Source organism: Microcoleus sp. OTE_8_concoct_300 (genome assembly GCF_031383065.1).
GTDB lineage: Bacteria > Cyanobacteriota > Cyanobacteriia > Cyanobacteriales > Microcoleaceae > Microcoleus.
The window spans coordinates 1-24,289 of the sequence record NZ_JANMZH010000405.1 but is presented as its reverse complement, the minus strand read 5'-3'; the positions used below and the strand labels follow the sequence as shown (position 1 = coordinate 24,289).

Annotated in this window: 20 protein-coding genes; 14 read left to right on the top strand and 6 right to left on the bottom strand. The window is 47.2% G+C overall.

What is annotated here, in order from left to right; all coding sequences use genetic code 11:
• From ACUVJL_RS18565 to ACUVJL_RS18555, 3 genes are all read left to right on the top strand, one after another.
• Nucleotides 1-262, top strand: a 262-nt coding sequence (locus ACUVJL_RS18565; protein WP_445247212.1) for a hypothetical protein, incomplete at its 5' end; no start/stop codon positions are given.
• A gap of 110 nt (nucleotides 263-372) precedes the next feature.
• On the top strand, nucleotides 373-813 hold the full coding sequence (locus tag ACUVJL_RS18560; protein WP_333068093.1) for a peroxiredoxin: 441 nt from the start codon (nucleotides 373-375) through the stop codon (nucleotides 811-813).
• Nucleotides 814-1,364: 551 nt separating this feature from the next.
• The gene (locus ACUVJL_RS18555; protein ID WP_445247211.1) at nucleotides 1,365-4,019 is read left to right on the top strand and encodes a C39 family peptidase; all 2,655 of its coding nucleotides are present in this window, start codon (nucleotides 1,365-1,367) and stop codon (nucleotides 4,017-4,019) included.
• A 98-nt stretch (nucleotides 4,020-4,117) separates the two neighbouring features.
• Here the strand turns inward: ACUVJL_RS18555 and ACUVJL_RS18550 are convergent, their stop codons facing one another.
• From ACUVJL_RS18550 to ACUVJL_RS18540, 3 genes are all read right to left on the bottom strand, one after another.
• Nucleotides 4,118-5,032 (bottom strand): XDD3 family exosortase-dependent surface protein, encoded by a 915-nt coding sequence (locus ACUVJL_RS18550; protein WP_445247210.1) that lies wholly within the window; start codon nucleotides 5,030-5,032, stop codon nucleotides 4,118-4,120.
• An 823-nt stretch (nucleotides 5,033-5,855) separates the two neighbouring features.
• Complete coding sequence (locus tag ACUVJL_RS18545) at nucleotides 5,856-6,044, bottom strand: hypothetical protein (protein ID WP_445247209.1); 189 nt, start codon at nucleotides 6,042-6,044, stop codon at nucleotides 5,856-5,858.
• A gap of 78 nt (nucleotides 6,045-6,122) precedes the next feature.
• Entirely contained in the window at nucleotides 6,123-6,338 is a 216-nt protein-coding gene (locus ACUVJL_RS18540) for a hypothetical protein (RefSeq protein ID WP_333129750.1), read from the bottom strand.
• A gap of 725 nt (nucleotides 6,339-7,063) precedes the next feature.
• Here ACUVJL_RS18540 and ACUVJL_RS18535 point away from each other — a divergent pair.
• The 9 genes from ACUVJL_RS18535 (at nucleotide 7,064) to ACUVJL_RS18495 (ending at nucleotide 20,073) form a co-directional block, all read left to right on the top strand.
• On the top strand, nucleotides 7,064-8,950 hold the full coding sequence (locus ACUVJL_RS18535) for a ferredoxin--nitrite reductase (protein ID WP_445247208.1): 1,887 nt from the start codon (nucleotides 7,064-7,066) through the stop codon (nucleotides 8,948-8,950).
• A 147-nt stretch (nucleotides 8,951-9,097) separates the two neighbouring features.
• Nucleotides 9,098-10,417: a CmpA/NrtA family ABC transporter substrate-binding protein gene (locus ACUVJL_RS18530; RefSeq protein ID WP_445247207.1), complete on the top strand. Its 1,320-nt coding sequence runs from the start codon at nucleotides 9,098-9,100 to the stop codon at nucleotides 10,415-10,417.
• 187 nt (nucleotides 10,418-10,604) lie between these two features.
• Nucleotides 10,605-11,474 carry a nitrate ABC transporter permease gene (gene ntrB / locus ACUVJL_RS18525; protein ID WP_445247206.1) on the top strand — a complete coding sequence of 290 codons (870 nt, stop codon included), beginning with the start codon at nucleotides 10,605-10,607 and terminating at the stop codon, nucleotides 11,472-11,474.
• Nucleotides 11,475-11,877: 403 nt separating this feature from the next.
• Nucleotides 11,878-13,902, top strand: a complete 2,025-nt coding sequence (locus tag ACUVJL_RS18520; RefSeq protein ID WP_445247205.1) for a nitrate ABC transporter ATP-binding protein — start codon at nucleotides 11,878-11,880, stop codon at nucleotides 13,900-13,902.
• Nucleotides 13,903-14,006: 104 nt separating this feature from the next.
• Complete coding sequence (locus tag ACUVJL_RS18515) at nucleotides 14,007-15,644, top strand: ABC transporter ATP-binding protein (protein ID WP_445247204.1); 1,638 nt, start codon at nucleotides 14,007-14,009, stop codon at nucleotides 15,642-15,644.
• A 372-nt stretch (nucleotides 15,645-16,016) separates the two neighbouring features.
• The gene (locus tag ACUVJL_RS18510) at nucleotides 16,017-18,212 is read left to right on the top strand and encodes a molybdopterin oxidoreductase family protein (protein ID WP_445247203.1); all 2,196 of its coding nucleotides are present in this window, start codon (nucleotides 16,017-16,019) and stop codon (nucleotides 18,210-18,212) included.
• Between the two features lie 562 nt (nucleotides 18,213-18,774).
• Nucleotides 18,775-18,921, top strand: a complete 147-nt coding sequence (locus ACUVJL_RS18505) for a hypothetical protein (protein WP_445247202.1) — start codon at nucleotides 18,775-18,777, stop codon at nucleotides 18,919-18,921.
• Between the two features lie 16 nt (nucleotides 18,922-18,937).
• Nucleotides 18,938-19,249 (top strand): RNA recognition motif domain-containing protein, encoded by a 312-nt coding sequence (locus ACUVJL_RS18500; RefSeq protein ID WP_332948676.1) that lies wholly within the window; start codon nucleotides 18,938-18,940, stop codon nucleotides 19,247-19,249.
• A gap of 365 nt (nucleotides 19,250-19,614) precedes the next feature.
• Nucleotides 19,615-20,073: a phosphate-starvation-inducible PsiE family protein gene (locus tag ACUVJL_RS18495; RefSeq protein WP_445247201.1), complete on the top strand. Its 459-nt coding sequence runs from the start codon at nucleotides 19,615-19,617 to the stop codon at nucleotides 20,071-20,073.
• Between the two features lie 69 nt (nucleotides 20,074-20,142).
• Here the strand turns inward: ACUVJL_RS18495 and rimM are convergent, their stop codons facing one another.
• The 3 genes from rimM to ACUVJL_RS18480 form a co-directional block, all read right to left on the bottom strand.
• Nucleotides 20,143-20,784, bottom strand: a complete 642-nt coding sequence (rimM, locus tag ACUVJL_RS18490) for a ribosome maturation factor RimM (RefSeq protein ID WP_445247200.1) — start codon at nucleotides 20,782-20,784, stop codon at nucleotides 20,143-20,145.
• A gap of 128 nt (nucleotides 20,785-20,912) precedes the next feature.
• Nucleotides 20,913-21,545 carry a response regulator gene (locus tag ACUVJL_RS18485; protein WP_445247199.1) on the bottom strand — a complete coding sequence of 211 codons (633 nt, stop codon included), beginning with the start codon at nucleotides 21,543-21,545 and terminating at the stop codon, nucleotides 20,913-20,915.
• 143 nt (nucleotides 21,546-21,688) lie between these two features.
• The gene (locus ACUVJL_RS18480; protein ID WP_445247198.1) at nucleotides 21,689-22,963 is read right to left on the bottom strand and encodes a molybdopterin molybdotransferase MoeA; all 1,275 of its coding nucleotides are present in this window, start codon (nucleotides 22,961-22,963) and stop codon (nucleotides 21,689-21,691) included.
• A gap of 117 nt (nucleotides 22,964-23,080) precedes the next feature.
• Between ACUVJL_RS18480 and ACUVJL_RS18475 the strand changes: the two genes are divergently transcribed.
• Together ACUVJL_RS18475 and ACUVJL_RS18470 are read left to right on the top strand one after the other, a co-directional pair.
• Entirely contained in the window at nucleotides 23,081-23,698 is a 618-nt protein-coding gene (locus tag ACUVJL_RS18475; RefSeq protein ID WP_445247197.1) for a hypothetical protein, read from the top strand.
• 267 nt (nucleotides 23,699-23,965) lie between these two features.
• On the top strand, nucleotides 23,966-24,289 hold a 324-nt coding region (locus ACUVJL_RS18470; protein ID WP_445247196.1), incomplete at its 3' end, for a Uma2 family endonuclease.

The window sequence follows — 24,289 nt, the reverse complement described above, 5'->3', positions numbered from 1 at the left end:
GCGTGTAATTAGACATCTGCTAAAAAGCAGATGTCTATTCTCACATCTTGCACTATTCTGGCTGAACAGGCAAGATGCCTGTTCCACAAGAAAATCAACTCTTTGTGGAACAGGCATCTTGCCTGTTCAAAAAAGGATTATGACAATGGTGCAAGATCTCAGTATTGAAACTATGCGTGTAATAGGCACTCTTACCCCGCGTCTTAGGTGCAAGTTAAATCCAGTACAGCTTAACGTCATGGAGTTGGGGGCGATTCCCTAGGGGATAGCTTCGCTTCACGCGATTTTTCGCAACAGTCTCTTGGAAAGGCACACAACCAAGTAAAATAACTTGAGGAACTGCAATAAAAACCAAACAAGAGAAACCAAACTATGACCTTACCAATTGGCTGTGCCGCTCCTCAATTTACCGCCAAAGACACCAACGGCAACACAGTCTCCCTGTCCCAATTTGCCGGTAAAACCGTAATCCTGTATTTCTACCCGAAAGATGACACCCCCGGCTGCACAAGACAAGCCCAAAGCTTCAAAGCAGCCCATGAAGAATACAAAGGCAAAGACATTGTAGTTCTCGGTGTCAGTCGAGACAACGAGGAATCACACAAAAAGTTCACAGAAAAATACGGTTTGCCTTTCCAGCTATTAGCAGATGTTGATGGCACGATTACCAAAGCTTACGATGTCGAGAAAGGCGATTATGCCAAGCGCGTCACCTTCGTCATCGACGGTACCGGCAAAATTATTCAGGTTTATGAAGGAGAAAATCTGAAAGTTGACTCTCACGCTCAAGATATTCTTGTCACCATAGTTTAGTCGAAGTTTAGGCGATCGCACTAACATTCCTGGACGAATCAAACAGCTAAAAACCCGGTTTCTTCCTAGATGCCTCGTTGCTATAGGCAATATTCTCCTAGAAACCGGGTTTTTTTCGTAAGTCCTTCCTCAAGCAACTGATATCGTATCCGGTTGGATGGGAATGATCAAGTCAAGGTCAATAATTCCACATCCCCCAACGGACAACTCCCAACGGACCACTCCCCATCCCGAAGGGTGTAACCGGAATTGATATGAGGGGTCAAGGGTACGGGGGAAACCACCTACTCGAACTAAATTCCTGCCCTCAAAACTTTCACCACAGATCCGCTCAACCAGCCATATATTCGGTTAAGGTGGTTATAATGCGCCTAAAGTTAGATTGGTGGCGCAAATCCCGCCAATAATTAAAAACTTATGCTGTAAAAGGCATTAACCGTCCATAGATTGAATCTAGGGGCTATTTTTTCCTGGTTCGGGTCATTGTGTTTGATAAAATCAGAAGTTATCCTTGCTTTAGCTGAATAATTAAGTAGGTAGGGCGATATATAATGACAACCAACAACATTATTTTGAGTTACTTAGGCCCACAAGAAATTGAGGCTAATCGAGCCGCTGTCTTAGTTGGCAGTTTTGACAAAAATCTAGTGGCAGCGATTTCAGCAGCAGAAGGCTCAAATGCCCTGAATGTGGGGAGAAATCCCTCTACAGGCATTTGGAACATCAGTTTAGAAAAAGGCTTCGATAGCGCAGGAACTCGCACAGTACAGGTGAGGGCAACTGATAAGACTGGCAAAGTTATCGGCCAACAAACAATTAACATCAAAGTTAATCCTGCTTCTAAGTCACCCGCTCAAATTTTAACGTTAATTACTCTCAGAGATACCGCATTCAAAGTCGGAACACTGCCCGCCAGCAATCTTAACAACCTGCAAAAAGTGGAAATACCAGCAGGTAAAACTTATCAAATTAGGGACTACGAGTTAGAAGACGGTCACCTGAATGTTCAACTAAATAATCCAATTCCTCCGGTGGGGCTCTCTGGCTTTTTATACGAAAAACACGTACTTATAACCAAAGGCGCAAAAATTCTCATATTCGATCGCGCCCAGTTGCCGGCCTCGCCACCTGGAATGCAGTTACTATGGGTGATCAAAAAGACTTGGTTAAAGCTCAACCCCGGAGATTCGGCGACTTTAGGACAAACTCAGAAATTACAAGTTAACCAGGGAGAAACTTTCAATATTCTCGGCTACGCTTGCGTGGAAAACCATTTCCGAGTCACTTTCGATCGGGCAGTTCCTAACTTAGGGAATTCGGGCTTTCTGTACTCGCAGCACGTCCAAATTTTGCGAGACGGGAGGGGAATTGAGTTTGATAGAAATGCAGTTACGATGACTGTTATCAAAACCACTGTGTTGAAAAAGCGACCGGCAAATGCGGCTAGCCTGCAACCCCAAGAAAAAATTACTTTGACGCCGGGAAGGATTTATGGAATTGCCGGATTCTCGATCGAACAAAGCCACATTAAAGTCTCCCTGACCGAGAATTTGCCGCAATTTGGCAATACGGGTTTCATTTATCCCGATTTTGTGCAATTTAGCCGCGGTGGCAAATCTTTCAATCCCGCTGTGAATTTAACTTATCAAGGGCCGGCAGAAGTTTTAGTAAATGGGCCCATCGTCCTTCGGGGTAGTTTTGATCGGCAAGAAGCAGCAAAAGTTGAGGTGATAGCTGAGGATAAATTTCCCCTAAGCGTCACGCTAAACCAACAAGCCAGCACTTGGCAAGTTAATTTGCCTAAAGGATTTAGCGTAGCTGGAGCTCGGTGGCTCAGGTTGCGAGCAACTGACAGCAAAGGCAACGTTACTGGCAGCCAAATAATTTACATTATCGTAAGTTCCGATCCGCTGACCGTTGGAAAAGGTTTGACCTTAAAGATAGTTTCTGACACTTTGTTTAAGGTAGTTCCGCTTGATTCTTCCCGGCTCGACAATCAGCAAAAAGTTCTTGTCAAAGCCGGCCAGACTTTGGCGGTTAGCAAATACGGATTTATTGACGGGCACCTCAAGGTGGTTGTGGATTCAGCAATTTCGCCGATCGGCACTTTTGGCTATTTTTACGAACCCGACGTTCAGCTTGCCAAAGGTGATAAAATCCTAAAATTTGACCTAGCCGACGTACCGAATAGCAACGTCAGCGCTCAACTTTTGGTAACTCAAACAACTCAGATTAAAGGTCAACCAGAAGATTCATCTAAACTGCCTGCCAATCAAGTGGCTGACCTAATTTTAGGCAGCACCTATGCCATTACTGGTTATGCCTGCATTTTGGGGCATTTCCGAGTAACTCTCGCCGAATCTATTCCCGGTTTCGGCAATATCGGATTTATTTATTGGCAGGACGTTAAAATTAAAAAAGACGGCAAAGAAGTTCCCTTTGACCCCGGTGCTTTGACGATGACAATGCTACAAGCAACTGTGTTTAAAAAACGGCCTGTAGATGCTGCCAGCCTGAAAGATACCGAGAAAACTACCCTGCCTTTAGGTCGAGTTTACGGAGTGGAAAGCTACGGTTTGGAAGGAGATCACCTGAAAGTTGCCCTGACTGAAGAACTGCCGAATATTGGCAATACAGGTTATGTTTTTCCTAGTTTTGTTCAGTTCAAGCGGGGAGATAAAATTTTCGATCCGGTTCCGAACAATGTGGAATTGAACGTGCCGTATTTTTCGCAGCGGGACAATCCGCGTTTTGACTGGTCAACTTGCAACGTAACTTCGATCGCGATGGTGCTTTATTATTACGGCCTTCGTTCTAAGTGGGGCGGACAGTTGGAGGATGAGTTGTTGCAGTGGTGTTTCGACTACGCCGGCCAGGGTTCTCAAACTGATCACAACGTGCTTTCGGCGCTGATTAAGGCTTACGGGTTCAAGACGAGTTTTAGTACGACTCGCAACTGGGCCGATGTGCGATCGGAATTGCTGAATCGCCGGCCAGTAGTTTTAGCGGGAGATTTTACTGCATCCGGTCACATTCTCACTTTAATTGGCTACAACTCTCAGGGTTATATCGTGCAAGATCCTTGGGGAGATGCACTCACTGGTTACAGCGATACTGAGGGGAGAAAGTTGATGTATCCCTACAGTTACGTCAATCAAGTTGCTGGGCCTGATGGGAATGTTTGGGCGCATTTTATCTCTCGATAATCTAGTCTACTGTCGGCAAGTAGTTTGAGGCACTACGGCTATTCGTAAGGTGCGCATTCCAGCTATTGGTAAGGTACTGGGTGCGCACCCTACCTAACTTAGGAAATCTTGCGCTTCATTTTGCGTTTCGCTGCACCAATACCTAAAAAGCTCAATCCTACAAAAGTACCCAACCAAGTAGAAGGTTCGGGTACAGGCTCAACCTTTGGTTGCTCGGGTAGAGGCGTAAACTTTCCTTTAATGGCGAGCGCATCGTTAGCGCACTCGGCAATAAAGTTAGCAATAAAGTCCCCCGAAGGCAATGAGGATTTGTTGAAACTGAATCCGATTGTTTGAGAACCTACTGCATTAAACTGAGCGAAATTAAGACCGAGGGCGCTCAAAGTTGCTGCAGTTAAAAATTCGAGATCTCCTACTTTTGTACCCGTAGCTATTGAGGTGAGGATAGTGTTGTTTCCTGTTTGTTCAAAATAGGGGTCTGTGGCAGCTAAATCGCCCAGTGAGGGGGTTTTGCCTTGAGATGCAACTAGCGTATTGTATTGATTTAAATTGCTGAAGCCAGAGTTAGTTTGGGTAACGCTTTTAGCGGTAACATCCTTATAAACGCCTGTTGTCGCCACGCCTGAGTCATTTCCGTCGGCAAAGCGAACGGCAAATAAGCTGTTAGTTGCGCTAGCTGTATTGAAGTTTTGACCGGAAAAATTGAAGAACAAATCGCCGTAGTTGATGTTGCCTCTTGCAGCGGCGCTGTCTGCATATCCTGCTAAACTTAGATTCGAGTTGATGGCGATCGAAACTTTATCTGATGTTTCATTGATTGCCATTCCGTAAAATTCAAATGCGCCGCCGCCGAATTGCGTTTCTGTCACGCCGTCGTTGAAGGAATCGATCGCATAATTCCAGCCGTTAGATAGGGTTGCTGCTGTAGCTTTTAGTGGGTGTAGTGCGAAAAGGGCACTGAAAACAGCCACGGAGTAAGTCCAGTGGATGCTTTTTTTAGTAATGGAGTTCATAAAATTCTACCTGGTAATGAGTGTTAAACTTTCCAGTCTTCTCGATCGACTGTTTGTTATTTTTAGTAAATCATACATTCCGGGAAACTTTTATAAAAGTTTGGTAAACTTTGAAGAAATCATACATTCCGGTCGAATTTATAAAAATTTGGTAAAGATTAGGTCTGGCAATTGCATCATATCAAGTTGATTGGTTAGGATAGATTGTTTAAAAAAAACCAACCCATGCCAGTAGCTAAATAAAGTCATGGACGCAGCCACAGTATATAGTGTGGCTGCGTCCATGACTTTAGGTGCAAATAAACCGACTACCGGGTTTGGGCTGTTGAGAGCAGCCATAAACTGCTTGCTAGTCCAGATAGAGGCTTTACCCTTCTCTACAAGATATTATTGTTTTTTCCGGCCGATCGACTTAATTGATTTTTCCTCAATTATCAATGAATCTTGAGAAGTGGGGGCGTGATGTTGAGGGAGCATCCCACTTTTGTAAAAACGGCTACAAACTACAAGCGGAGCAGCTCTTTGGGGAACCTTAAATGCGGCCTAATGCTAGGTTGGCACCTGGGAACGAGCAACTGACGCCAGGTGCCTGTGGGGTATATTTGCAAAAACAGGATGCTCCCTGATGTTGTAGATGCCGAGGGCTGATTCTGTTAATATTTTTATTGTTTGAATAATAATTTGGATAACTTGTCTGTCATCTGCAGCCCAGTTCAATAACTATAATTACGTTTGTGGTGATGAGTTCATTCCTCAAACTCTTAAAAAGCCGATCGCCCACAATTTTACTAATTTTACCCTAAGCGATCGACCCAACAGGCTCTTACTCGATCGACAAACTGTGCAGCGGCACTTTTTCTGTAAGTGCCGCCCAAAACGAGAATTTGAGAATCACAAAAATTTCTGACGGCGAGAAGCGATCGCACGTTTTTAGAACACTCAAGAAACCTCTTGCCCTACATCCGGTGCAGGCATCGTGGGTTCCTTCTAACTCGGGCGGTGGTTTCTGCACTTGAAGCGCTGCATAAATCCATCAAATTTCAAAAAGAGTTGCTCGCAACTATTGAACATTGCCATTTTTTAAATGTTGTTACCATATCGCCGACAGTTCGTTGACTATCTTGACTCTTCCCTTGAGCACAGAACGCAGCAGGCGGTTGATCGAAAGTTTGTATTCATCGTCGAGAGACTCGTCTAAAACAGCAGCCATCAACCCGTAGCGATCGGCTAAAGTCAAACAACCCGTATCCGTAACAGAGGCAAGCATTTCGGAAATAGCGCCGGGGATAAGTTGAACTAAAAACATGAGACGTTCCCTTAATTCGATACTTATATCATCTCTAGTTCTGGGAAAATCAAAAGTGACGCGAGCCTAGCATAGAACGTGATCTTTAGAGGCAAACTGTGTGACAGCGACCACTCTAATTGTGTGACGAGCTGCGTTTTAAGTCTGCGATCATAGTCACAAGATGATTTTATATAGCCTTTCTCAGTAACATGAGGTGCTCATAGGGCATAGGGCATAGGCCTCCGTGGGCATAGGGCATAGGCATAGGACTCGCCCCCATACCTCACCACGCTTGAGAACCGCTATATCTTCCACATGGACCCTCTCCCCTCCCAAATCTAAAGATTTAAAGAGATTTTTCCGCTCTGTGGGCGTCTTTACCCATTACCCATGTATAAAACGCATCAGGTCTATGCGAAAAATTCATAAAACTCAATATTTTGTAAAAATAGCTACGAATGTTTACTGTGCTGCGCTATACATTAGCTCATAACTAAGGTGCATAGAAACGGAGCGATCGACCGAACCATCGGTAGCAACTATTACCATCAATAGTTTTGCGACGTTCGAGGCAGGGCCCAGTCAAACTCAAATGTACAGAAGACGAACCATGCAAAAAAGAAATTCGATATAGTAACTCAATATACAGTTTTAAATCCGTACACTCACTAAGGTTAGCAGGAAACACACTTTATGCTCCAAGTCAATACCTCCCCGAACAAGCCAGCAGCGAGGGTAAACCGATGACCCAAACAGTAGAACCCAAAGCTCAAGCGAGCCTGAACAAGTTTGAAAAACTCAAAGCCGAAAAAGATGGCTTAGCATTAAAAGGTGAACTCGACCACTTCGCCGAAATTGGCTGGGAAGCTATGGACGAAACTGATCGGGACCACCGCCTCAAATGGCTCGGCATCTTCTTTCGGCCAGTAACTCCCGGCAAATTCATGATGCGGATGCGTCTGGCCAACGGCGTCATCACCAGCACTCAAACCCGAACGCTAGCAGAAATCGTCCAACGCTACGGCGACGACGGCAGCGCTGACATCACCACCAGACAAAACCTGCAACTGCGCGGAATTCGCATCGAAGATGTGCCGGACATTTTCCGCCGCCTCAAAGAAGCTGACCTGACCAGCGTCCAGTCTGGCATGGACAACGTGCGTAACATCACTGGTTCCCCAGTCGCCGGGCTCGACGCCGACGAACTGATTGATACGCGGGAACTGGCAAACGAAGTCCAAGACATGATTACCAACAGCGGCGAAGGCAACCCCGCGTTTTCAAATTTGCCGAGAAAGTTTAATATTGCGATCGCAGGCTGCCGCGACAACTCAGTCCACGCAGAAATCAACGACATCGCCTTCGTACCCGCTTACAAAGACGGCAATATCGGCTTTAACGTTTTAGTCGGCGGTTTCTTCTCCGCCAAACGCTGCGAAGCTGCAATTCCTCTCCACGCCTGGGTAAGTCCCAGCGACGTTGTAGATTTGTGCAAAGCAATTTTAATTGTGTTTCGCGATCGAGGCCCGAGAGCAAACCGCCAAAAATCGCGGCTGATGTGGCTGATTGACGAACTCGGAATCGAACAATTCCGAACCGCAGTCGAAGAAGAATTTGGCCGCACTTTGCCCGCCGCCGCCCTCAAAGATGAAATCCTCTGGGACAAACGCGACCACATCGGCATCTACCCCCAAAAACAATCAGGGCTCAACTATGTAGGGCTGCACGTTCCCGTCGGACGGCTGCAGGCATCGGATTTGTTCGATTTGGCCAGAATCGCCGAGGTTTACGGCAGCGGCGAACTCAGGCTCACCGTCGAAGAAAATGTCATTATTCCCAACGTTCCCGACTCGCGGATTGAATCGCTGGTCAAAGAACCGCTGTTGCAGCGTTTTTCCATCGAACCCGCACCCCTGATGCGAGCCTTGGTTTCCTGTACCGGCGCCAAGTTTTGCAACTTCGCCCTCATCGAAACCAAAAGCCGCGCTGTGGCAATGATTGAGGAACTCGAAGTCGAACTTTCTGTTCCCAAACCAATCAGAATTCACTGGACGGGTTGCCCCAATTCCTGCGCTCAACCCCAAGTAGCAGACATCGGTTTGATGGGAACAAAAGTTCGCAAGAACGGCAAAACCCTCGAAGGTGTAGACATTTACATGGGAGGCACAGTTGGTAAAGACGCTCATTTGGGTGCTTGCGTCCAAAAAGGCATCGCTTGCGAAGACCTCAAACCGCTGCTGCATCAACTGTTAGTCGAGCAGTTTGGGGCAGTTCCCAAACAGATTACAGGGGATGTAGCTGTGCTGCAGCGGCAACTGCAATTGACGGTTGAGGAGGGCGAAAAGGCAGCCCAGGCACCCAAACCTCAGACATCTACTGTCATTTTCGCTCGATCGGGCAAAGAAGTTGCTTGCAGCGAAGATGAGTTCATTCTCGATGTTGCCGAACGGGCCGGGGTCGAACTTGACAGCAATTGCCGAAACGGAGTTTGTGGCACTTGCAAGCAGAAACTCCTAGAAGGTAATATTGCCGCCTACGACAGCCAACCCGAGGCGGCCGCCGGCTTAGAACCAGGGTTCATTTTAACTTGCAGCGCGCGGGCCATCGGCAGAGTGTCGATCGACGCCTAATCTGACATTGGGAAATGCGATCGGGAAAAACCAGATTGTGCCATTTCACAGTCAACAGTCAACAGTCAACAATCATTCCGGTGCAACCGGAATTGATATCACATCTGACATTTCCACCATCTCAAGTACAACAACAATTCAAGACAAATGAGCAACCTTTCCAGAAGAAAATTCATCATCACGGCCGGAGCAACAGCAGCCGGCACCCTTCTCGCCCACGGTTGCAGTTCCAGTTCCCCCACATCTAACGCAACTCCCAGTGGCGCATCACCCAGCGCCGCCCCAGCAGTCAACATCAACCCCGCCGACGCCCCAGAAGTTACCGCAGCCAAACTCGGATTCATCGCCCTCACCGACTCAGCACCCTTAATCATCGCCCAAGAAAAAGGGTTATTTGCCAAGTACGGCATGAAAGACGTACAAGTTACTAAACAAGCATCTTGGCCAGTTACTCGCGACAACTTAGAACTCGGTTCCGACAAAGGCGGCATTGACGGAGCCCACATTTTATCCCCGATGCCTTACCAAATGACATTAGGCACTATTACCAAAGGCAATCAGCCAGTGCCGATGAACATTGTGGCGCGGTTAAATACTAACGGTCAAGCAATTTCCCTCAGCAAAAAATACCTAGATTTAAAAGTAGGTACAGACAGCGCACCCCTGAAAGCAGCTTTTGGCCAAAACGTTCCTGTTGCTATAACTTTTCCCGGCGGTACCCACGACTTGTGGATGCGCTACTGGCTAGCAGCCGGCGGTATTAATCCAGATACAGATGTTTCCGTGATTCCCATACCGCCGCCCCAAATGGTAGCGAACATGAAATCTGGCAGCATGGAAGCCTTTTGCGTCGGCGAACCTTGGAATGCTCAGCTAGTTACTCAAAAGGTAGGATACACCGCTTTAGTAACCGGAGAACTTTGGAAAGACCACCCAGAAAAAGCTTTAGCTTTAAGAGGAGATTGGGTTGAGAAAAACCCTAAAGCTGCTAAAGCAATTACAATGGCCGTACTGGAAGCCCAGCAGTGGTGCGACAAGGCAGAAAATCACGATGAGATGTGCCAAATCATCTCTCAAGATAAGTGGTTAAAAGTTCCAGTAGCAGATATTATCGGTCGCTCTAAGGGTCAAATTGACTACGGTACCGGCCGCATTGAAGCTGCCAGCCCAGTGGCGATGAAATTCTGGGCTGATAATGCTTCTTATCCCTACAAGAGTCACGATGCTTGGTTCTTAACTGAAAATATTCGCTGGGGTTATATGCCGGCAACTACCGACATCAAAGCAACCGTTGATAAAGTTAACCGCGAAGATATTTGGAAAGCTGCTGCGACAGCACTTAGCGTTCCTGCAGCCCAAATTCCTGCTACGACTTCTCGCGGTGTCGAAACCTTCTTTGACGGCGTGAAGTTTGACCCAGAAAAACCCGAAGAATATCTTAAGGGCCTGAAAATCAAAAAAGCATAATTAGTTTGTTGACTGTTGACAGTTGACAGTTGACAGTTGACAGTTGACTGCTGACAGTTGACAAATCCCTAAAAGTGATGGGGTTGGGCGGAGTGAAACTGAGGGCTCGTTCCAGGGACAAAACCTGCTGAACTCTGTTCAAAGGATCTACAAATAATCGATTATTCACAATACGGCAAAAACAAAAATGGCAACAAACCTCGCTGTTTCTAAAAGCAAAAATCCAGTAATGTTAGTTCTGGATCAGGTTCAAAAAAACCGCCGAAAAATCATCCGCCCGCTGGTAGCAATTACAGTTCTGCTCATAATCTGGCAAATCCTCTGCCACAGTCCAGAGTCTAGCTTGCCGGGGCCAATCAAAGCTGTCCAAGAAAGCTGGGAGCTGATTATAAATCCGTTCTTTGACAAAGGCGGCACCGACAAAGGCTTATTTTGGCAACTGGCGGCAAGCTTGCAGCGGGTGGCGATCGGCTTTACTTTGGCAGCAGTTCTCGGCATTAGTTTAGGAATATTGATCGGCACAAACTCCTTAATGTTCGATGCTTTAGACCCGCTGTTTCAAGTATTCAGAACTATCCCGCCCCTGGCTTGGCTGCCGATCGCCCTGGCTGTATTTCAACAGTTCAATCCCTTTGAAGGTCTGGGGATGAAAGCTAACGAAGTTTCAGCACTTTTCGTAATTTTAATTACAGCAATTTGGCCGATTCTAATTAACACCACAGTAGGCGTTCAACAAATACCCCAAGACTACAGAAACGTCGCCCGCGTCTTGCGCCTCCCTAACCAAAAATACTTCTGGAAAATCCTGCTACCCTCTTCAGTTCCTTACATCTTCACTGGCTTGAGAATTGGCATCGGTTTGTCTTGGCTGGCGATCGTAGCTGCGGAAATGTTAGTCGGCGGCGTTGGCATCGGCTTCTTCATCTGGGACGCTTACAACAGTTCTCGACTCAGCCACGTGATTTTGGCAGTGCTTTATGTAGGAATCGTCGGTTTGATTTTAGACAGAATTGTTGGTTTCATTGCTTCCAAAGTTGTTCCTGAAGAACAGAAATAGGATTTGGGCATAGGGCATAGGGCATGGGGAATGGGGCATGGGGAATGGGGTATTAGTGTCAACAACCAGGTCAAACGTAGTATCGGTCTTCTGTCTGAGTCACAATTCTCTCGATCCCCCCTAGCCCCCCTTAAAAAGGGGGGAACCAGAACCACTCAAAGTCCCCCTTCTTAAGGGGGATTTAGGGGGATCGAGAATCGGCTACGAACGAGAGATACAGAGGGTTTTAGTATTAAGTTGACACCAAGGGGTAATGAGAACTTAGTTGTCTGGGACACCCGGGTCAACAAAATATTTTCCCAATGCCCAATGCCCAATGCCCCATTCCCAATGCCCAATGCCCCATTCCCAATGCCCAATTAAGAATCAGAATCTAAAAATTACAAACTAACCTAAAATTACCATGTCAGTATTTGTTGAAGTAGACCACGTTGACCGCGTATTTAACTTGCCGAATGGAGAGCAATACATTGCTCTTAAAAATATAGAACTGAAAATTAAAAAGGGAGAATTCATCACCTTAATCGGACACTCGGGCTGTGGCAAATCTACACTGCTAAATATTATCGCCGGCCTCGACAACGCAACTCAGGGCGGGATTACTTTAGAAGGGCGCGAAGTCCGGGAACCAGGCCCGGACAGAATGGTGGTGTTTCAAAATTACTCGCTGCTACCTTGGCTGACGGTGCGCGAAAATATTGCCCTAGCAGTAAATGAAATTTACAGCGGTAACTCGAAAGAAGATCGCGAGTTGGTGATCGAACACCACATTAAATTGGTCGGACTCGGACAAGCGGCCGACAAACGCCCCAGCGAAATTTCTGGGGGGATGAAACAAAGAGTTGCGATCGCCCGCGCCCTAGCGATTCGCCCGAAATTGCTGCTGCTAGACGAACCCTTCGGCGCCCTCGATGCCTTAACTCGCGGCGGTTTGCAAGACCAGTTGATGAAAATTTGCGAGGAAAGCAAAGTCACCAGCGTGATGGTAACTCACGACGTGGATGAGGCTTTATTGCTGAGCGATCGCATTGTGATGCTAACCAACGGTCCGGAAGCGCAAATCGGGCAAATCCTCGAAGTGAACATTCCCCGCCCCCGCAAGCGCATGGAAGTTGTCAACCATCCGAGTTACTACGCGCTACGCAACGAAATGGTTTACTTCCTCAACCAGCAAAAGCGGGTCAAACAGCGCAGGGCCAAACAACAACCGCCTGTGATCGCCCGCAACGGCTTGGAAAAAATCAACCTCGACATCGGCTTTATTCCCCTCACCGACTGCGCGCCCTTAGTTGTAGCCAAAGAAAAAGGATTCTTCCAAGCCCACGGCTTGGAAGAAGTTTCTCTCAGCCGCGAACCTAGCTGGAAAGCGATCGCCCAAGGAGTCGCCGAAGGACGGCTGGACGCGGCGCAAATGGTCGCAGGAATGCCCCTCGCCATGCTGTTGGGCATGGACGGTCAAGCCCCTGTGCCCGTCTGTAGCGCCATGACGCTGTCTCGCAACGGCAATTCGATTATTTTCAGCAAAGACCTTTACAGACAAGGCATTCGGACATTAGAGGATTTCAAAGCTGCGATCGCCAAGACTCCGGATAAAGTTCACACCTTGGGCATGGTACACTCCGCCTCCATGCACAATCTGCTGTTCCGCTACTGGCTGGCCGCTGGCGGCATCGACCCCGACCTCGACGTGGGCTTGACGGTGATTCCCCCCCCGCAGATGGTAGCGAATTTAAAAGCAGGCAACATTGACGGCTACTGTTCGGGCGACCCCTGGAACTCCCACGCAGTCAACAGCGGTACGGGTTTTGTCATGACCCGTTCCCTCGATATTCTGCCCGGACACATCGAAAAAGTTCTCGGTGTTACCGAAGATTGGGCTCAGAAATATCCTCAAACCCACCTCGCCCTCGTCAAAGCGCTTTTGGAAGCCTGCGACTACTGCGACGACCGCCGCAACCGCGAAGAAGTCCTAGGATTGATTAGCCAAGAACAATACATCGGCGCCGATCCGAAAGACATCCGTCCGGGGTTCCTCGACCCGTACAACTCCGGTACGGGGGCAGAACCCGAAATGCTCTACAATTTCAACCAGTTCTACGTTGACAAAACCAATTTTCCAGACCGCCTAGAAATGGTGTGGGTGATGGCGCAGATGGCTCGCTGGGGACTGATCCCGTTCCCGAAAAACTGGGTGGAAGTGGTCGATCGAGTTTTGCGCCCCGATGTTTTCGGTCAAGCAGTGCGCGAATTGGGTTTGCCGGATGTTGCCAGAGATCGCCGGACGATCGAGCTATTTGACGGCACTGTGTTTAATCTAGACGACCCGATCCAGTATCTTCAAAATGTCAAAATCAAGCGCAACGTGCGCATTGAAGAAATCTTAATTGAACAAATAGGCAGTCAGTGTTCCATCAAACTGATAGCATAACCAGCAAATAGGAAGAGGGAATGAGGAGCAAGAAATCAGGAAACAAGACTCCACATTCCCCGATTCCTAACTCCATAATTTCAAATTCTCAATCCCAATTGGTCATGTCTAATTCATCAACCCACAATCCAAATCCGGAAAATATGCAAACAATCAAAAACCCCGAAACAACGAAAATTGAGACGCCCAAGCAAGACTTTCTTACTATTAAAGACGTATCGAAAGTCTACGAAACTCCTAAAGGCCCTTACGTCGTTCTCGACGGTGTAAACCTGACTATTAATGAAGGCGAGTTTATTTGTTTGATCGGTCACTCGGGCTGCGGCAAATCAACTTTGCTGAATATGATCGCGGGATTCAACGGGCCGACAAACGGAGAAGTGGCTTTGGAAGGTGCGCAGATTACTGAACCAGGCCCCGATCGCATGGTAGTGTTTCAAAACTACTCGCTGCTACCGTGGCTGACTGCTACTGAAAACATTCACCTCGGCGTTGAAAATGTTTACCCGGAAAAGTCCGCAGACGAACACAATACGATCGTCAAGGAACACTTGGAATTAGTCGGGCTGACCGAAGCTGGTAACAAAAGACCGGGCCAATTGTCCGGGGGGATGAAACAGCGGGTGGCGATCGCCCGAGCTCTGGCAACTCGCCCCAAATTGTTGATTTTGGACGAACCTTTCGGAGCTCTAGACCCGATTACCCGGGAAGAGTTGCAGGAAGAATTGCTGAAAATTTGGCGGGAGTACAAAATTACGATCGTCATGATTACTCACGATATTGATGAGGCTTTGTTTTTGGCCGATCGCATCGTGATGATGACCAACGGGCCAGCAGCTTCCATCGGCGAAGATATGCACGTTCCGTTCAGCCGTCCCCGCAACCGGGCGCGGATTATGGAAGACCCGAAATACTACGAACTTCGCAACTTTGCTTTGGAGTTCCTGTTTTCTCGCTACGCGCACCACGAAGAGGATGAGGCAACGGACTCGGAGACTGAAGCCGTCGCGCTACCGATGCCATTACCTGCTAGCAAAAAGCCTGCGGTTGCTGACAGGCCGATCGCCCCTGCGCCCTTTGTGCATCACGCAGCCGTTGTCCCAGAAGCCTCCCCGATCAAACGCGGCATCCTGGCTGCCTCGTGGTTGTTAGGAATGGCTACTTTAGCCGCAGTCAATATGTCTGCTTCTAGCCAGCTAAAGCAAGCGAAACTAGGAGAAACTGCACCGCAGGCGACGACTGCGGCGGCGGTTGTGAGTTCTCCCCCCAGCCCGCAAATTGCAGCAAGTTCGATCGCCCCGAATCCTAGCCGAGCACTCATCGCTGCTGCAAGTCCTGCACCCATCGCTGCTGCAAGTCCTGCACCAAATGCCAGCCCTGCACCGAATGCTGCTAACACCGCCACCGCGCCCAATGCAGCCACGAGTGCCACATCAGAGATTTCTGACCAAGCCGAACTCGATGCGATCGGACAGCAGTTGTATGCACAAATCGACAAAAATTGGAGTACCACTCCGACATTTACCGAAAGTTTGACTTATCGGGTCAAAGTCAAAGAAAACGGCGATATCCTACAGTTCGACCCCACAAATAAAGCAGCTAAAGATTTCGTCAAAGAAACTCCTCTGCCGAGTTTGCAAACTCCTGCCGGTGCCACAGCAGCCACTGAAAAAACTGCTGAATTCCAAGTAACTTTTAGCCCCACAAACGGCGGCGTATTAGAAGTTAAGACAGAAAAGTAGGCGACATAATACTCCCGCACTAAATCTCAGATTGCTATAAACAATCAGGTCAAAAGTAGTACCGGCGCGCTGTTTTAGTCCTGCTAAAATTCCTCATAGCTCCCCATAGGTGTGGGTGACAAGATTCAGGTATCGAGTACCTCTGTAGGGGGATTTAGCAACAGCGAGAAGCTGGCTACAATCGAGAGCGATCACGAGTTTTAGGAAGAGAGCGGTGAATTTTAAATCAGGGTATTGTCCGTTGCTGTGAAGCATTTTTGCGGTAATTTAGTAATTATTGACACGTTATTTGCAGGAGCCCTCAGTTCCGACTATAATGACAAATTACGAATTACCCATTAGCTTTCAAAAATTAGCATCTAAAATCACCAGATGGAAACTATAAAAACTCTTTGCCCTTACTGCGGTGTAGGTTGCGGTCTAGAAGTTGTTCCCGACAAAAAACAAAATTGGAAAGTGCGGGGCGATCGCAATCACCCATCGAGTCAAGGCATGGTTTGTATTAAGGGAGCAACCGTAGCAGAGTCCATTCGGAGCGATCGGCTACTTTATCCGATGATGCGAGATACTCTCGACCAACCCTTCCGCCGCGCTAGCTGGGACGAAGCTCTAGATGCAATTGTTAACCGCATCCAAACAATTCGCAGCACCAGCGGCCCCGATGCTTTGTGCGTTTACGGTTCGGGTCAATTCGTTACAGAAGATTATTATGTTGCCCAGAAACTAATGAAAGGTTGTCTGGGTACTAATAATTTTGATGCTAATTCTCGCTTGTGTATGTCTTCAGCAGTCTCTGGATACGTTCAAAGTTTTGGCTCGGACGGGCCGCCTTGCTGTTACGACGATTTAGAATTAACAGATTGCGCTTTTATTATCGGCAGCAATGCAGCGGAATGCCATCCGATTGTATTCAACCGATTAGCCAAATACCACAAAAAGCATCCCCATGTCAAGATGATTGTGGTAGATCCGAGGCGGACTCCGACTGCTGAAGCGGCGGATTTGCACTTAGCAATTAAACCGGGTACGGATATAGATTTGCTCAACGGAATTGCATATTTGCTGTTAGGCAGGCAAGCAATAGATCCTGAGTTTATTCAAGAATGCACGGCGAATTATGCAGCTTTTGCTGAGGTTATTAGCAGCTACACGCCGGAGTTTGTAGCCTCGCGCTGCGGCATTACTGTCAGCGACTTAGAAACGGCGGCAAACTACTGGGAACAGTCGCAGCGGGTTTTGTCGCTGTGGTCGATGGGGATGAATCAGTCGTCGGAAGGCACGGCAAAGGTGCGATCGCTGATTAATTTGCACTTGATGACCGGTCAAATCGGCAAACCGGGATGCGGCCCGTTTTCCCTCACCGGCCAGCCAAACGCGATGGGAGGTCGGGAAGCGGGAGGACTGTCTCACTTGCTCCCAGGCTACCGATTTGTGAAAAATGCCGAACACAGAACCCAAGTCGAGGAGTTTTGGAGACTCGCACCGGGAAGCATTTCCCCGAATCCGGGCCGCACAGCTTGGGATATGATTACCGGTTTGGAAACTGGCGAAGTCGAGTTGCTGTGGATTGCTGCTACCAATCCGGTGGTGAGTATGCCGGATTTGGAACGCACTAAAGCCGCTTTGCTGCGATCGCCCTTTACTATTTATCAAGAAGCTTACTATCCCACTGAAACCTCGGCCTACGCTCACATCCTGCTGCCGGCAACGCAGTGGAGCGAAAAAACCGGAGTGATGACTAATTCGGAACGTCGCATTACCCTTTGTGCGGGTTTCGACACTCCCTCCGGGGAGGCCCGCGACGACTGGAGCATTTTCGCCGATGTGGGGCGCCGCTTGGGTTTTGCCGAACAGTTTGCTTTCGAGAACTCTGCTGATGTATGCAAAGAGTACGTGCAGTTGACGCGGGGCCAGCCTTGCGACATGACCGGCCTCAGCCACGAATACTTGCGCCAAGAAGGCCCTCAACAGTGGCCTTGCCGCGAAAATGAGCCGCCTCATCCAGCCCAAGAAGCGAAACGGCTGTATACTGACAGGCGTTTTCACACTCCTGACGCGCGGGCGAGATTTTCGGCCTATCACTCCCGGGGACTGGCAGAACCTCCCGATCCGAATTATCCGTTTGTGTTGACGACAGGGAGACTTTACGGACACTGGCACACGATGACGCGGACGGGTAGAACAGAGAAAATTAATCAATTGCACCCCGATCCGTTTTTGGAAATTCACCCCCGCGATGCTGCCAAATTGCAGATTAAGGAGGGGGATTTGCTGGAAGTTCGATCGCGCCGCGGCAAGGGGCAGTTTCCGGCAAAAGTCACAAAGGCGATCGCCCCGGGTACGCTATTTGTACCGATGCACTGGGGTTCTCTGTGGGCCGAAGCGGCTGAAGCCAATGCCATGACTCATTCTGCAAGCTGTCCCGATTCCAAACAGCCCGAGTTAAAAGCTTGTGCGGTGCAGTTGGTGCTGGTTGGGGCAGAAACGGCAGCAGAAGTTGGATCAGAAGTTGCCGCAGAAGTTGGGGAATTTAATTGGGCAAAATCCAGCCTCGCCGTCACTTCTTGAGCTGCCAACAATGGGATGTTACAACTCACCGAAGCACGAGTGGGAAGCCCCAGGCGATCAACATAGGGATGAACCGGGTTGAGGTTCGGCGAGACGTTCGGCGAGCACCAGCCGTCGAAGGATTTGAGATTTACTCCACAGATGAATCAGGGAGGTTGAACAAGAGTCTAAAATTTTGCTCTCTCCACGACGAGTGTCGGGGGCTTATATCCGTTTTTGGGGTAACAACCTCTCTCGATCGAGCAATTTTGAACCCGGAGGCACCCTACACATAAATCTCAAATCCCCAATCCCAAATCTCATATCGTTTCCGGTTCCATGGGAATGATAAAGTCAAGGTCAATAATTCCACATTCCCCCACGGACGACTCCCCACGGACGACTCCCCATCCCGAACGGTGTAACCGGAATTGATATCAAACCTAAAATCGTTAGGTCATGGATGGGCCTACAAGCTGCGTTTCCCCGGTCGGGCCCGGAAACAAGGAAAATTAAATTTATTTATTCTGAGTTTTTCCTTCTTGATGGGGGGTTTTTCCTTCGGGAGAATGTGTTCTGGCGAATGCTTTCTGCCTTCTTTTTAATTAATCGAGTCAGACAATTGCAGTTTGCACCTGTATGTGCTATGCTGTTTTTACAAGGCTTTATTTTCGGCAGTACAGTTCGTTCGATCGGCGTTCCTCCGGATTTAAATCTCTACACCCTCTGATTCTGGAGAATGTTCAATGTCAATCTATGTCGGCAATTTATCCTACGAAGTAACGCAGGAGCACCTCAACCAAACTTTTGGAGAGTACGGAACAGTAAAGCGCGTTCAGTTGCCTGCTGACCGGGAAACAGGTCGGATGCGGGGCTTCGCTTTTGTAGAAATGTCTACTGAAGCCGAAGAAGCCGCAGCCATTGAGGCTCTTGACGGTGCTGAGTGGATGGGTCGCGACCTCAAGGTCAATAAGGCAAAACCCCGCGAAGAACGTGGTTCTTCTAACAGCGGTAACTGGGGCAACAACGATCGCGGTGGCAATTCTCGTCGCTACTAAACCACCCGAGCTAAATTTTTAGCTATCTTATATATTGCGTCGGAGTAAGCTGGGAGTCAACAATCATTCTCTTCTGAGAATAGATAGTTAGTTCAGTGGCCGCACCGCGCCTTAAAATCCTCAAAATATTGCTAGACAATAGTTTGAGGCTTTTTTATGGCAAAAATTATTAATCAGGAGTTCGATCGCGTGCGATCGATTCCTAGCTGACACGAAAAACTATAAAATATCACAGGCAGAGAGAGTCGCCTTCCCCAGGGCCCGGGTGGCGCCGTAAAACCAGGCAATCACAGAGTAGAGTTTTGCGCTTGCAAAGTGTACGGAACAATGACAGAATCATTAAGAATAAAGACTAAATCACTTTTATGCTGAAAAAAATATTTAGGCAAATTTCCAAGTCAAGCAGTGATGAAAATTTTCTGCATTTTACAGAAAGTGTAGAAGTAGTAATATCGAAAATTTTATCACTGGCGATGATTTGGGTAATTATCCTCAGCGTTTGCGATTTGCTGATTTTTTTAGCAAAAGAATTGGTAAACCACACTGATAATTTGTTAAAAGACACGTTGTTTGTCATATTTGGGTTATTTTTAAATGTTTTAATTGCTCTGGAAATCTTGGAAAATATTACAGCTTATCTGAAAAAGCACGTAATTCAAGTAGAGCTAGTTATTGTAACTTCTTTGATAGCAGTATCTCGAAAAATCATCATTCTTGACCTGGAAAAGAAAACCGCAGCCGACTTGATTGGTTTGGCGACTGCAATTTTCGCGCTTTCCATCAGTTACTTGATAGTGCGGTTCACAAATAGAGGAAAGGATTAATATTGGGAAGTGGGGATGACGAATTGTTAATAACTAATATCATATCCGGTTCCTCGACCGGACATGATATTATTCCAACAAACCAGGAGGAGGTAAAATTTCAATTCTGCCTTGTTCTAGGTCCACAATTGGCACAATCTCTTCCACAAAAGGAATCAAAATTTTTGTGGATTTAGGCTGTTTAACGCGGGTTTTCCGTGGGGGGCGGGTATTTCTGGGGTCAGCGTTGGCTTTGGGAGTTTCAGGCTGTTTTGGCTTTTCTAATTCGGCGACTACAGTTTCCGGCGCCGTTAGATTCGTTTCTACTTCTAAAAGGTCGTTACCTGCAGGAATGATATCACTTACCTTGCCTAAGATTTCCCCGGTTAACTGGTTAAAAACTTCCATACCGATCAAATCTTGGACGTAAAACTCATCAGGTTCGAGGTAAGGTCGATCGGTCTTTTCAACAAACAACTTACAGCCCCGCAGCGCCTCAGCACCATCGCGGTCTTCCACACCCTCTACCTCTACAGCATACAGTCCTTTACCCGGAATGTAGCGACCGCCCAAAAACTCGATCGGTTCCGGTTCACTTTTGTTAGGGCGCAAAATCCAGCGCTTCCCAGGTTCGATAAACCTTTCCGGGAAATCCGAATCGGGATAGACTCGCACTTCCCCGTCCAAACCTTGAGCTGCTACAATTTTACCGATTTCTATCCACTCAGACATAAACTTTTTGCGAATTGGGCATGGGGCATGGGGCATGGGGCAGAAAAGCATTGGTAGCAGAAAAGCATTGGTAGCAAACAACAAATAACTACTGACTAATGACTACTGACTACTGACTAATGACTTCTTTACACCAATCCAGTTCTCAGCGCTACAACTGCAGCTTGCACGCGGTCATCGACTGCCAACTTATTCATAATACCGCGAACGTGAGTTTTAATAGTATTTGGACTCAAGTAAAGCGCCGCTGCTATCTCCGGATTGCTGTTACCTTCCACCATTAATCTTAACACCTCCAATTCCCGCTGCGACAACTGACCAAAAGTACTTGTAGAGGCAGGTATCGGGGGTTTGAGGTGTTCGATGACAGTCCGGGCAATTTGAGGGTCAAGATATGTAGCCCCCTCTGCTGCGGCTGCAATCGCTGCTAACAGCCTGTCTACGGAAGCACCTTTAATGCAATAAGCATCAGCCCCGCTAGAAAGGGCAGCAATAATTTCAGTTTCTGCCGTGTGAGAAGTTAACATTACTACTCGAACTTCTGGCAGTTGTGCTTTAATTTGCTGCGTCGCTGCTATGCCGTCCAGCCGCGGCAAACCGATATCCATTACAATAATATCAGGTTTGAGTTTCAGTGCGGCTGCTACGCCTAAATAGCCATCTTCTGCTTGTCCTACTATTTCTATTTCTGGGGAATCAGCTAAAACTTGCTCTAATCCCAGTTGCATCATCGGGTCATCTTCAACAATTAAAATTTTCATAATAGGAAGGAAGTTCGGCAACGGATTGTGTAACGGATGTCAGGAAGAAGGAAGATTACTTAGTTATTAATATTTTACATGAACTTATACCGAACCAATGACTAATGACTAATGACTAATGACTAATGACTAATGACTAATGACTAATGACTAACTTTTAAAACTTCAACGAATTCGCCCGGCGCAATCCAGGTTTCCGATGCGGGCAAAACTGCTAAACCACTCGTATTCGCGAGGTTAATTAAATTCGCTGAATTTTGGCTGCCGCTAGCAGGTTCAAATTCCCATACTCCGGCAACTAAATGCAGTTTACCCCAAACATAAGTTTCGCGCCGACCGTGCGATCGCAATTGGGCATGACACCGAACCCGCACAAACTCCGGCCCCCAAGCATCCGGGCCAAGCCCAGAAATCTTTCTCAAAGCAGGCACAACAAACCGCCAACAGCAGACTAAAGCCGAAACCGGATTTCCCGGCAAACCAAAATAGAGACAATCCGAACTCAAACTCGGCAAATCATCATTTTTTTCACCTCGTTTAAACTCAGCAACCGTTAAAGGTTTCCCCGGCTTAATCGCCACACAACTAATGTGAACTTTTCCTCCCAAATCTGCCAAAATTTTCTCGACATAATCGTAGTCTCCTACCGAGACGCCCCCCGTAGAAAGCACCACATCCGCCGTCGCAACAGCCCGAGATATCGCCTTGTTTAACGCATCTTCATTATCAGGAACAATCCCCAATCGAATCGGTTCAAATCCCATTTGGGCCAACAAAACAGTCAAAGCATACTGATTCGAGTCTACCAGTTTCCCCGGTGCCAAAGGTTCATCAGGCGATACCAATTCGTCACCAGTAGAAAAAATAGCCACCCGCAGCCGCCGATAAACGGGAACTTGAATGCACTGTGCAGTTGCTAACACCGCCATTTCTGGGGCATTGATAACTGTACCGGGAGTTAGCAAAGTTGTTCCTGCTTGATAAAAAGCGCCTTTGTGCCTGACAAATGCTTGCGGTTTTTCAGGAGAAATTAAGATAAAAATGCGATCGCCCTCTCGCCTCGTTTCTTCCTGCATTACCACCGTATCAGCACCCGCTGGCATCATAGCACCCGTAAAAATTCGCGCCGCTTGCCCCGATTGCACCGTACTTTTAGGCCGATATCCCGCTGGAATCTCCTCAACTACTTCGAGTACCGCTGGTTTTTCGGCGCTACAATTTTCAACATCAGCAAACCGCACCGCGTACCCATCCATTGCTGAATTATCCCAATAAGGAAAATCGAGAGAACCAGTGACGGGTGCCGCCAAAATGCGCCCCAATGCTGCCAGCAAGTCTACAGTTTCTACATCCCGCTGACTGTCGAGGGGTTGCGCCAAATTTAAAATGATCGATTCTGCTTCTTTCACTGACAGCATGACTGTCTCCTTGTTTTGATTACACTCCTGATTAAGTTTAGCAAAATATCCCGAGATATTGGTGATATAATTTTTTTGTATTTGAGCAGTAAACCTAATTTGTGGTATTAATTGCTTATGACTATTTATCGCTTTGTTGTTCGACTAAATTGTTTATCCTTATTCCTAGTGGCGCTGCTGATAATTTTTACTCAACTTTCCGGCTTAAAAGTCAGCGATTTATTCTTTCACCCTTATTTTTCCCTCAATCCCAATGTCGCCTTGTTAACTCGAACATTCCAGATTTTATGTTCTGTACCAGTCATTGTTTGTAGTTTTACCTATGGATTAGCTAAAAGTATTCAACCGCGCACTTCAGAAAATCGATTTATTCTCTTTTCGGCGTTGTTAACAGGTGGATTTTTACTAAATGAAATTTACAGAATTCATGTATATATGGTAGCAGTGGGAATTCCCAAGCTAGGAGTAAGTCTTTTGTACGCCGTTGTTTTGTCATCCTACGGATGGTTTTTTCGGCGAGAACTACAGTTTACTCCCTACCAAATATTGTTAGCTGGTTTGGGCTTGTTGTTTTTTGCGATCGGCGTGGATTCCCAGAATTTAAAAAACCAAATATTTTCCAGTTTACTAGAGGGAGTACCTAAATTGTTTAGCGAAATCAACATTGCGTTTTATTATTGGTATGTCTGTAAGTGTTTCCTGCAAAAAGGTTTTTATAAAAATATTGAGAGCTAGTTACAGCGATCCTAAATCATTTGTGAATTTCTTACTCCCTCCCCGAACTCGCGGGGAGGGCTGGGGTGGGGTAAAAAATTTATGACTCCTGCAAGGATTGCTATATAAGTAGATGATATAATGATCTCACAAGTGCCTCCCCAAAAATGCAACTCAAATCCTCCTTCCTCCATCAATAATATTTACAGCATCTGCATCGCTCGGCATTTATCCGCATTCAAATACATTATGTGGCTTAAAAATCCCAACGCATCCTGATCAAATACCATGATAGCAGTTACCATCAACTTCAACTCAATCGCCCAAATAACCGACGACCAATTTTATCAACTGTGTCGCGAAAACCCAGATGTCAAGTTTGAACGCAACGCCAAAGGAGAAATAATCATCATGCCACCTACCGGAGGAGAAACTGGAAGTTATAACTCAGAAATTAATGCGGATTTGGTGATTTGGAACCGACAAACCCAACTGGGAATTTGTTTTGATTCTTCAACTTGCTTCAAACTGCCCAGCGGTGCAAATCGTTCTCCCGATGTCTCTTGGATAAAAAAGGAAAAATGGGACGCACTTAGTCCCGCACAAAAACAA

What these genes read in the sequence shown, in the direction of transcription:
- ACUVJL_RS18560 (WP_333068093.1), top strand. Translation starts at nt 373, where the DNA reads ATGACCTTACCAATTGGCTGTGCCGCTCCTCAATTTACCGCCAAAGAC.
- ACUVJL_RS18555 (WP_445247211.1), top strand. Translation starts at nt 1,365, where the DNA reads ATGACAACCAACAACATTATTTTGAGTTACTTAGGCCCACAAGAAATT.
- ACUVJL_RS18550 (WP_445247210.1), bottom strand. Translation starts at nt 5,032, where the DNA reads ATGAACTCCATTACTAAAAAAAGCATCCACTGGACTTACTCCGTGGCT.
- ACUVJL_RS18540 (WP_333129750.1), bottom strand. Translation starts at nt 6,338, where the DNA reads ATGTTTTTAGTTCAACTTATCCCCGGCGCTATTTCCGAAATGCTTGCC.
- ACUVJL_RS18535 (WP_445247208.1), top strand. Translation starts at nt 7,064, where the DNA reads ATGACCCAAACAGTAGAACCCAAAGCTCAAGCGAGCCTGAACAAGTTT.
- ACUVJL_RS18530 (WP_445247207.1), top strand. Translation starts at nt 9,098, where the DNA reads ATGAGCAACCTTTCCAGAAGAAAATTCATCATCACGGCCGGAGCAACA.
- ntrB (WP_445247206.1), top strand. Translation starts at nt 10,605, where the DNA reads ATGGCAACAAACCTCGCTGTTTCTAAAAGCAAAAATCCAGTAATGTTA.
- ACUVJL_RS18520 (WP_445247205.1), top strand. Translation starts at nt 11,878, where the DNA reads ATGTCAGTATTTGTTGAAGTAGACCACGTTGACCGCGTATTTAACTTG.
- ACUVJL_RS18515 (WP_445247204.1), top strand. Translation starts at nt 14,007, where the DNA reads ATGTCTAATTCATCAACCCACAATCCAAATCCGGAAAATATGCAAACA.
- ACUVJL_RS18510 (WP_445247203.1), top strand. Translation starts at nt 16,017, where the DNA reads ATGGAAACTATAAAAACTCTTTGCCCTTACTGCGGTGTAGGTTGCGGT.
- ACUVJL_RS18505 (WP_445247202.1), top strand. Translation starts at nt 18,775, where the DNA reads ATGCTTTCTGCCTTCTTTTTAATTAATCGAGTCAGACAATTGCAGTTT.
- ACUVJL_RS18500 (WP_332948676.1), top strand. Translation starts at nt 18,938, where the DNA reads ATGTCAATCTATGTCGGCAATTTATCCTACGAAGTAACGCAGGAGCAC.
- ACUVJL_RS18495 (WP_445247201.1), top strand. Translation starts at nt 19,615, where the DNA reads ATGCTGAAAAAAATATTTAGGCAAATTTCCAAGTCAAGCAGTGATGAA.
- rimM (WP_445247200.1), bottom strand. Translation starts at nt 20,784, where the DNA reads ATGTCTGAGTGGATAGAAATCGGTAAAATTGTAGCAGCTCAAGGTTTG.
- ACUVJL_RS18485 (WP_445247199.1), bottom strand. Translation starts at nt 21,545, where the DNA reads ATGAAAATTTTAATTGTTGAAGATGACCCGATGATGCAACTGGGATTA.
- ACUVJL_RS18480 (WP_445247198.1), bottom strand. Translation starts at nt 22,963, where the DNA reads ATGCTGTCAGTGAAAGAAGCAGAATCGATCATTTTAAATTTGGCGCAA.
- ACUVJL_RS18475 (WP_445247197.1), top strand. Translation starts at nt 23,081, where the DNA reads ATGACTATTTATCGCTTTGTTGTTCGACTAAATTGTTTATCCTTATTC.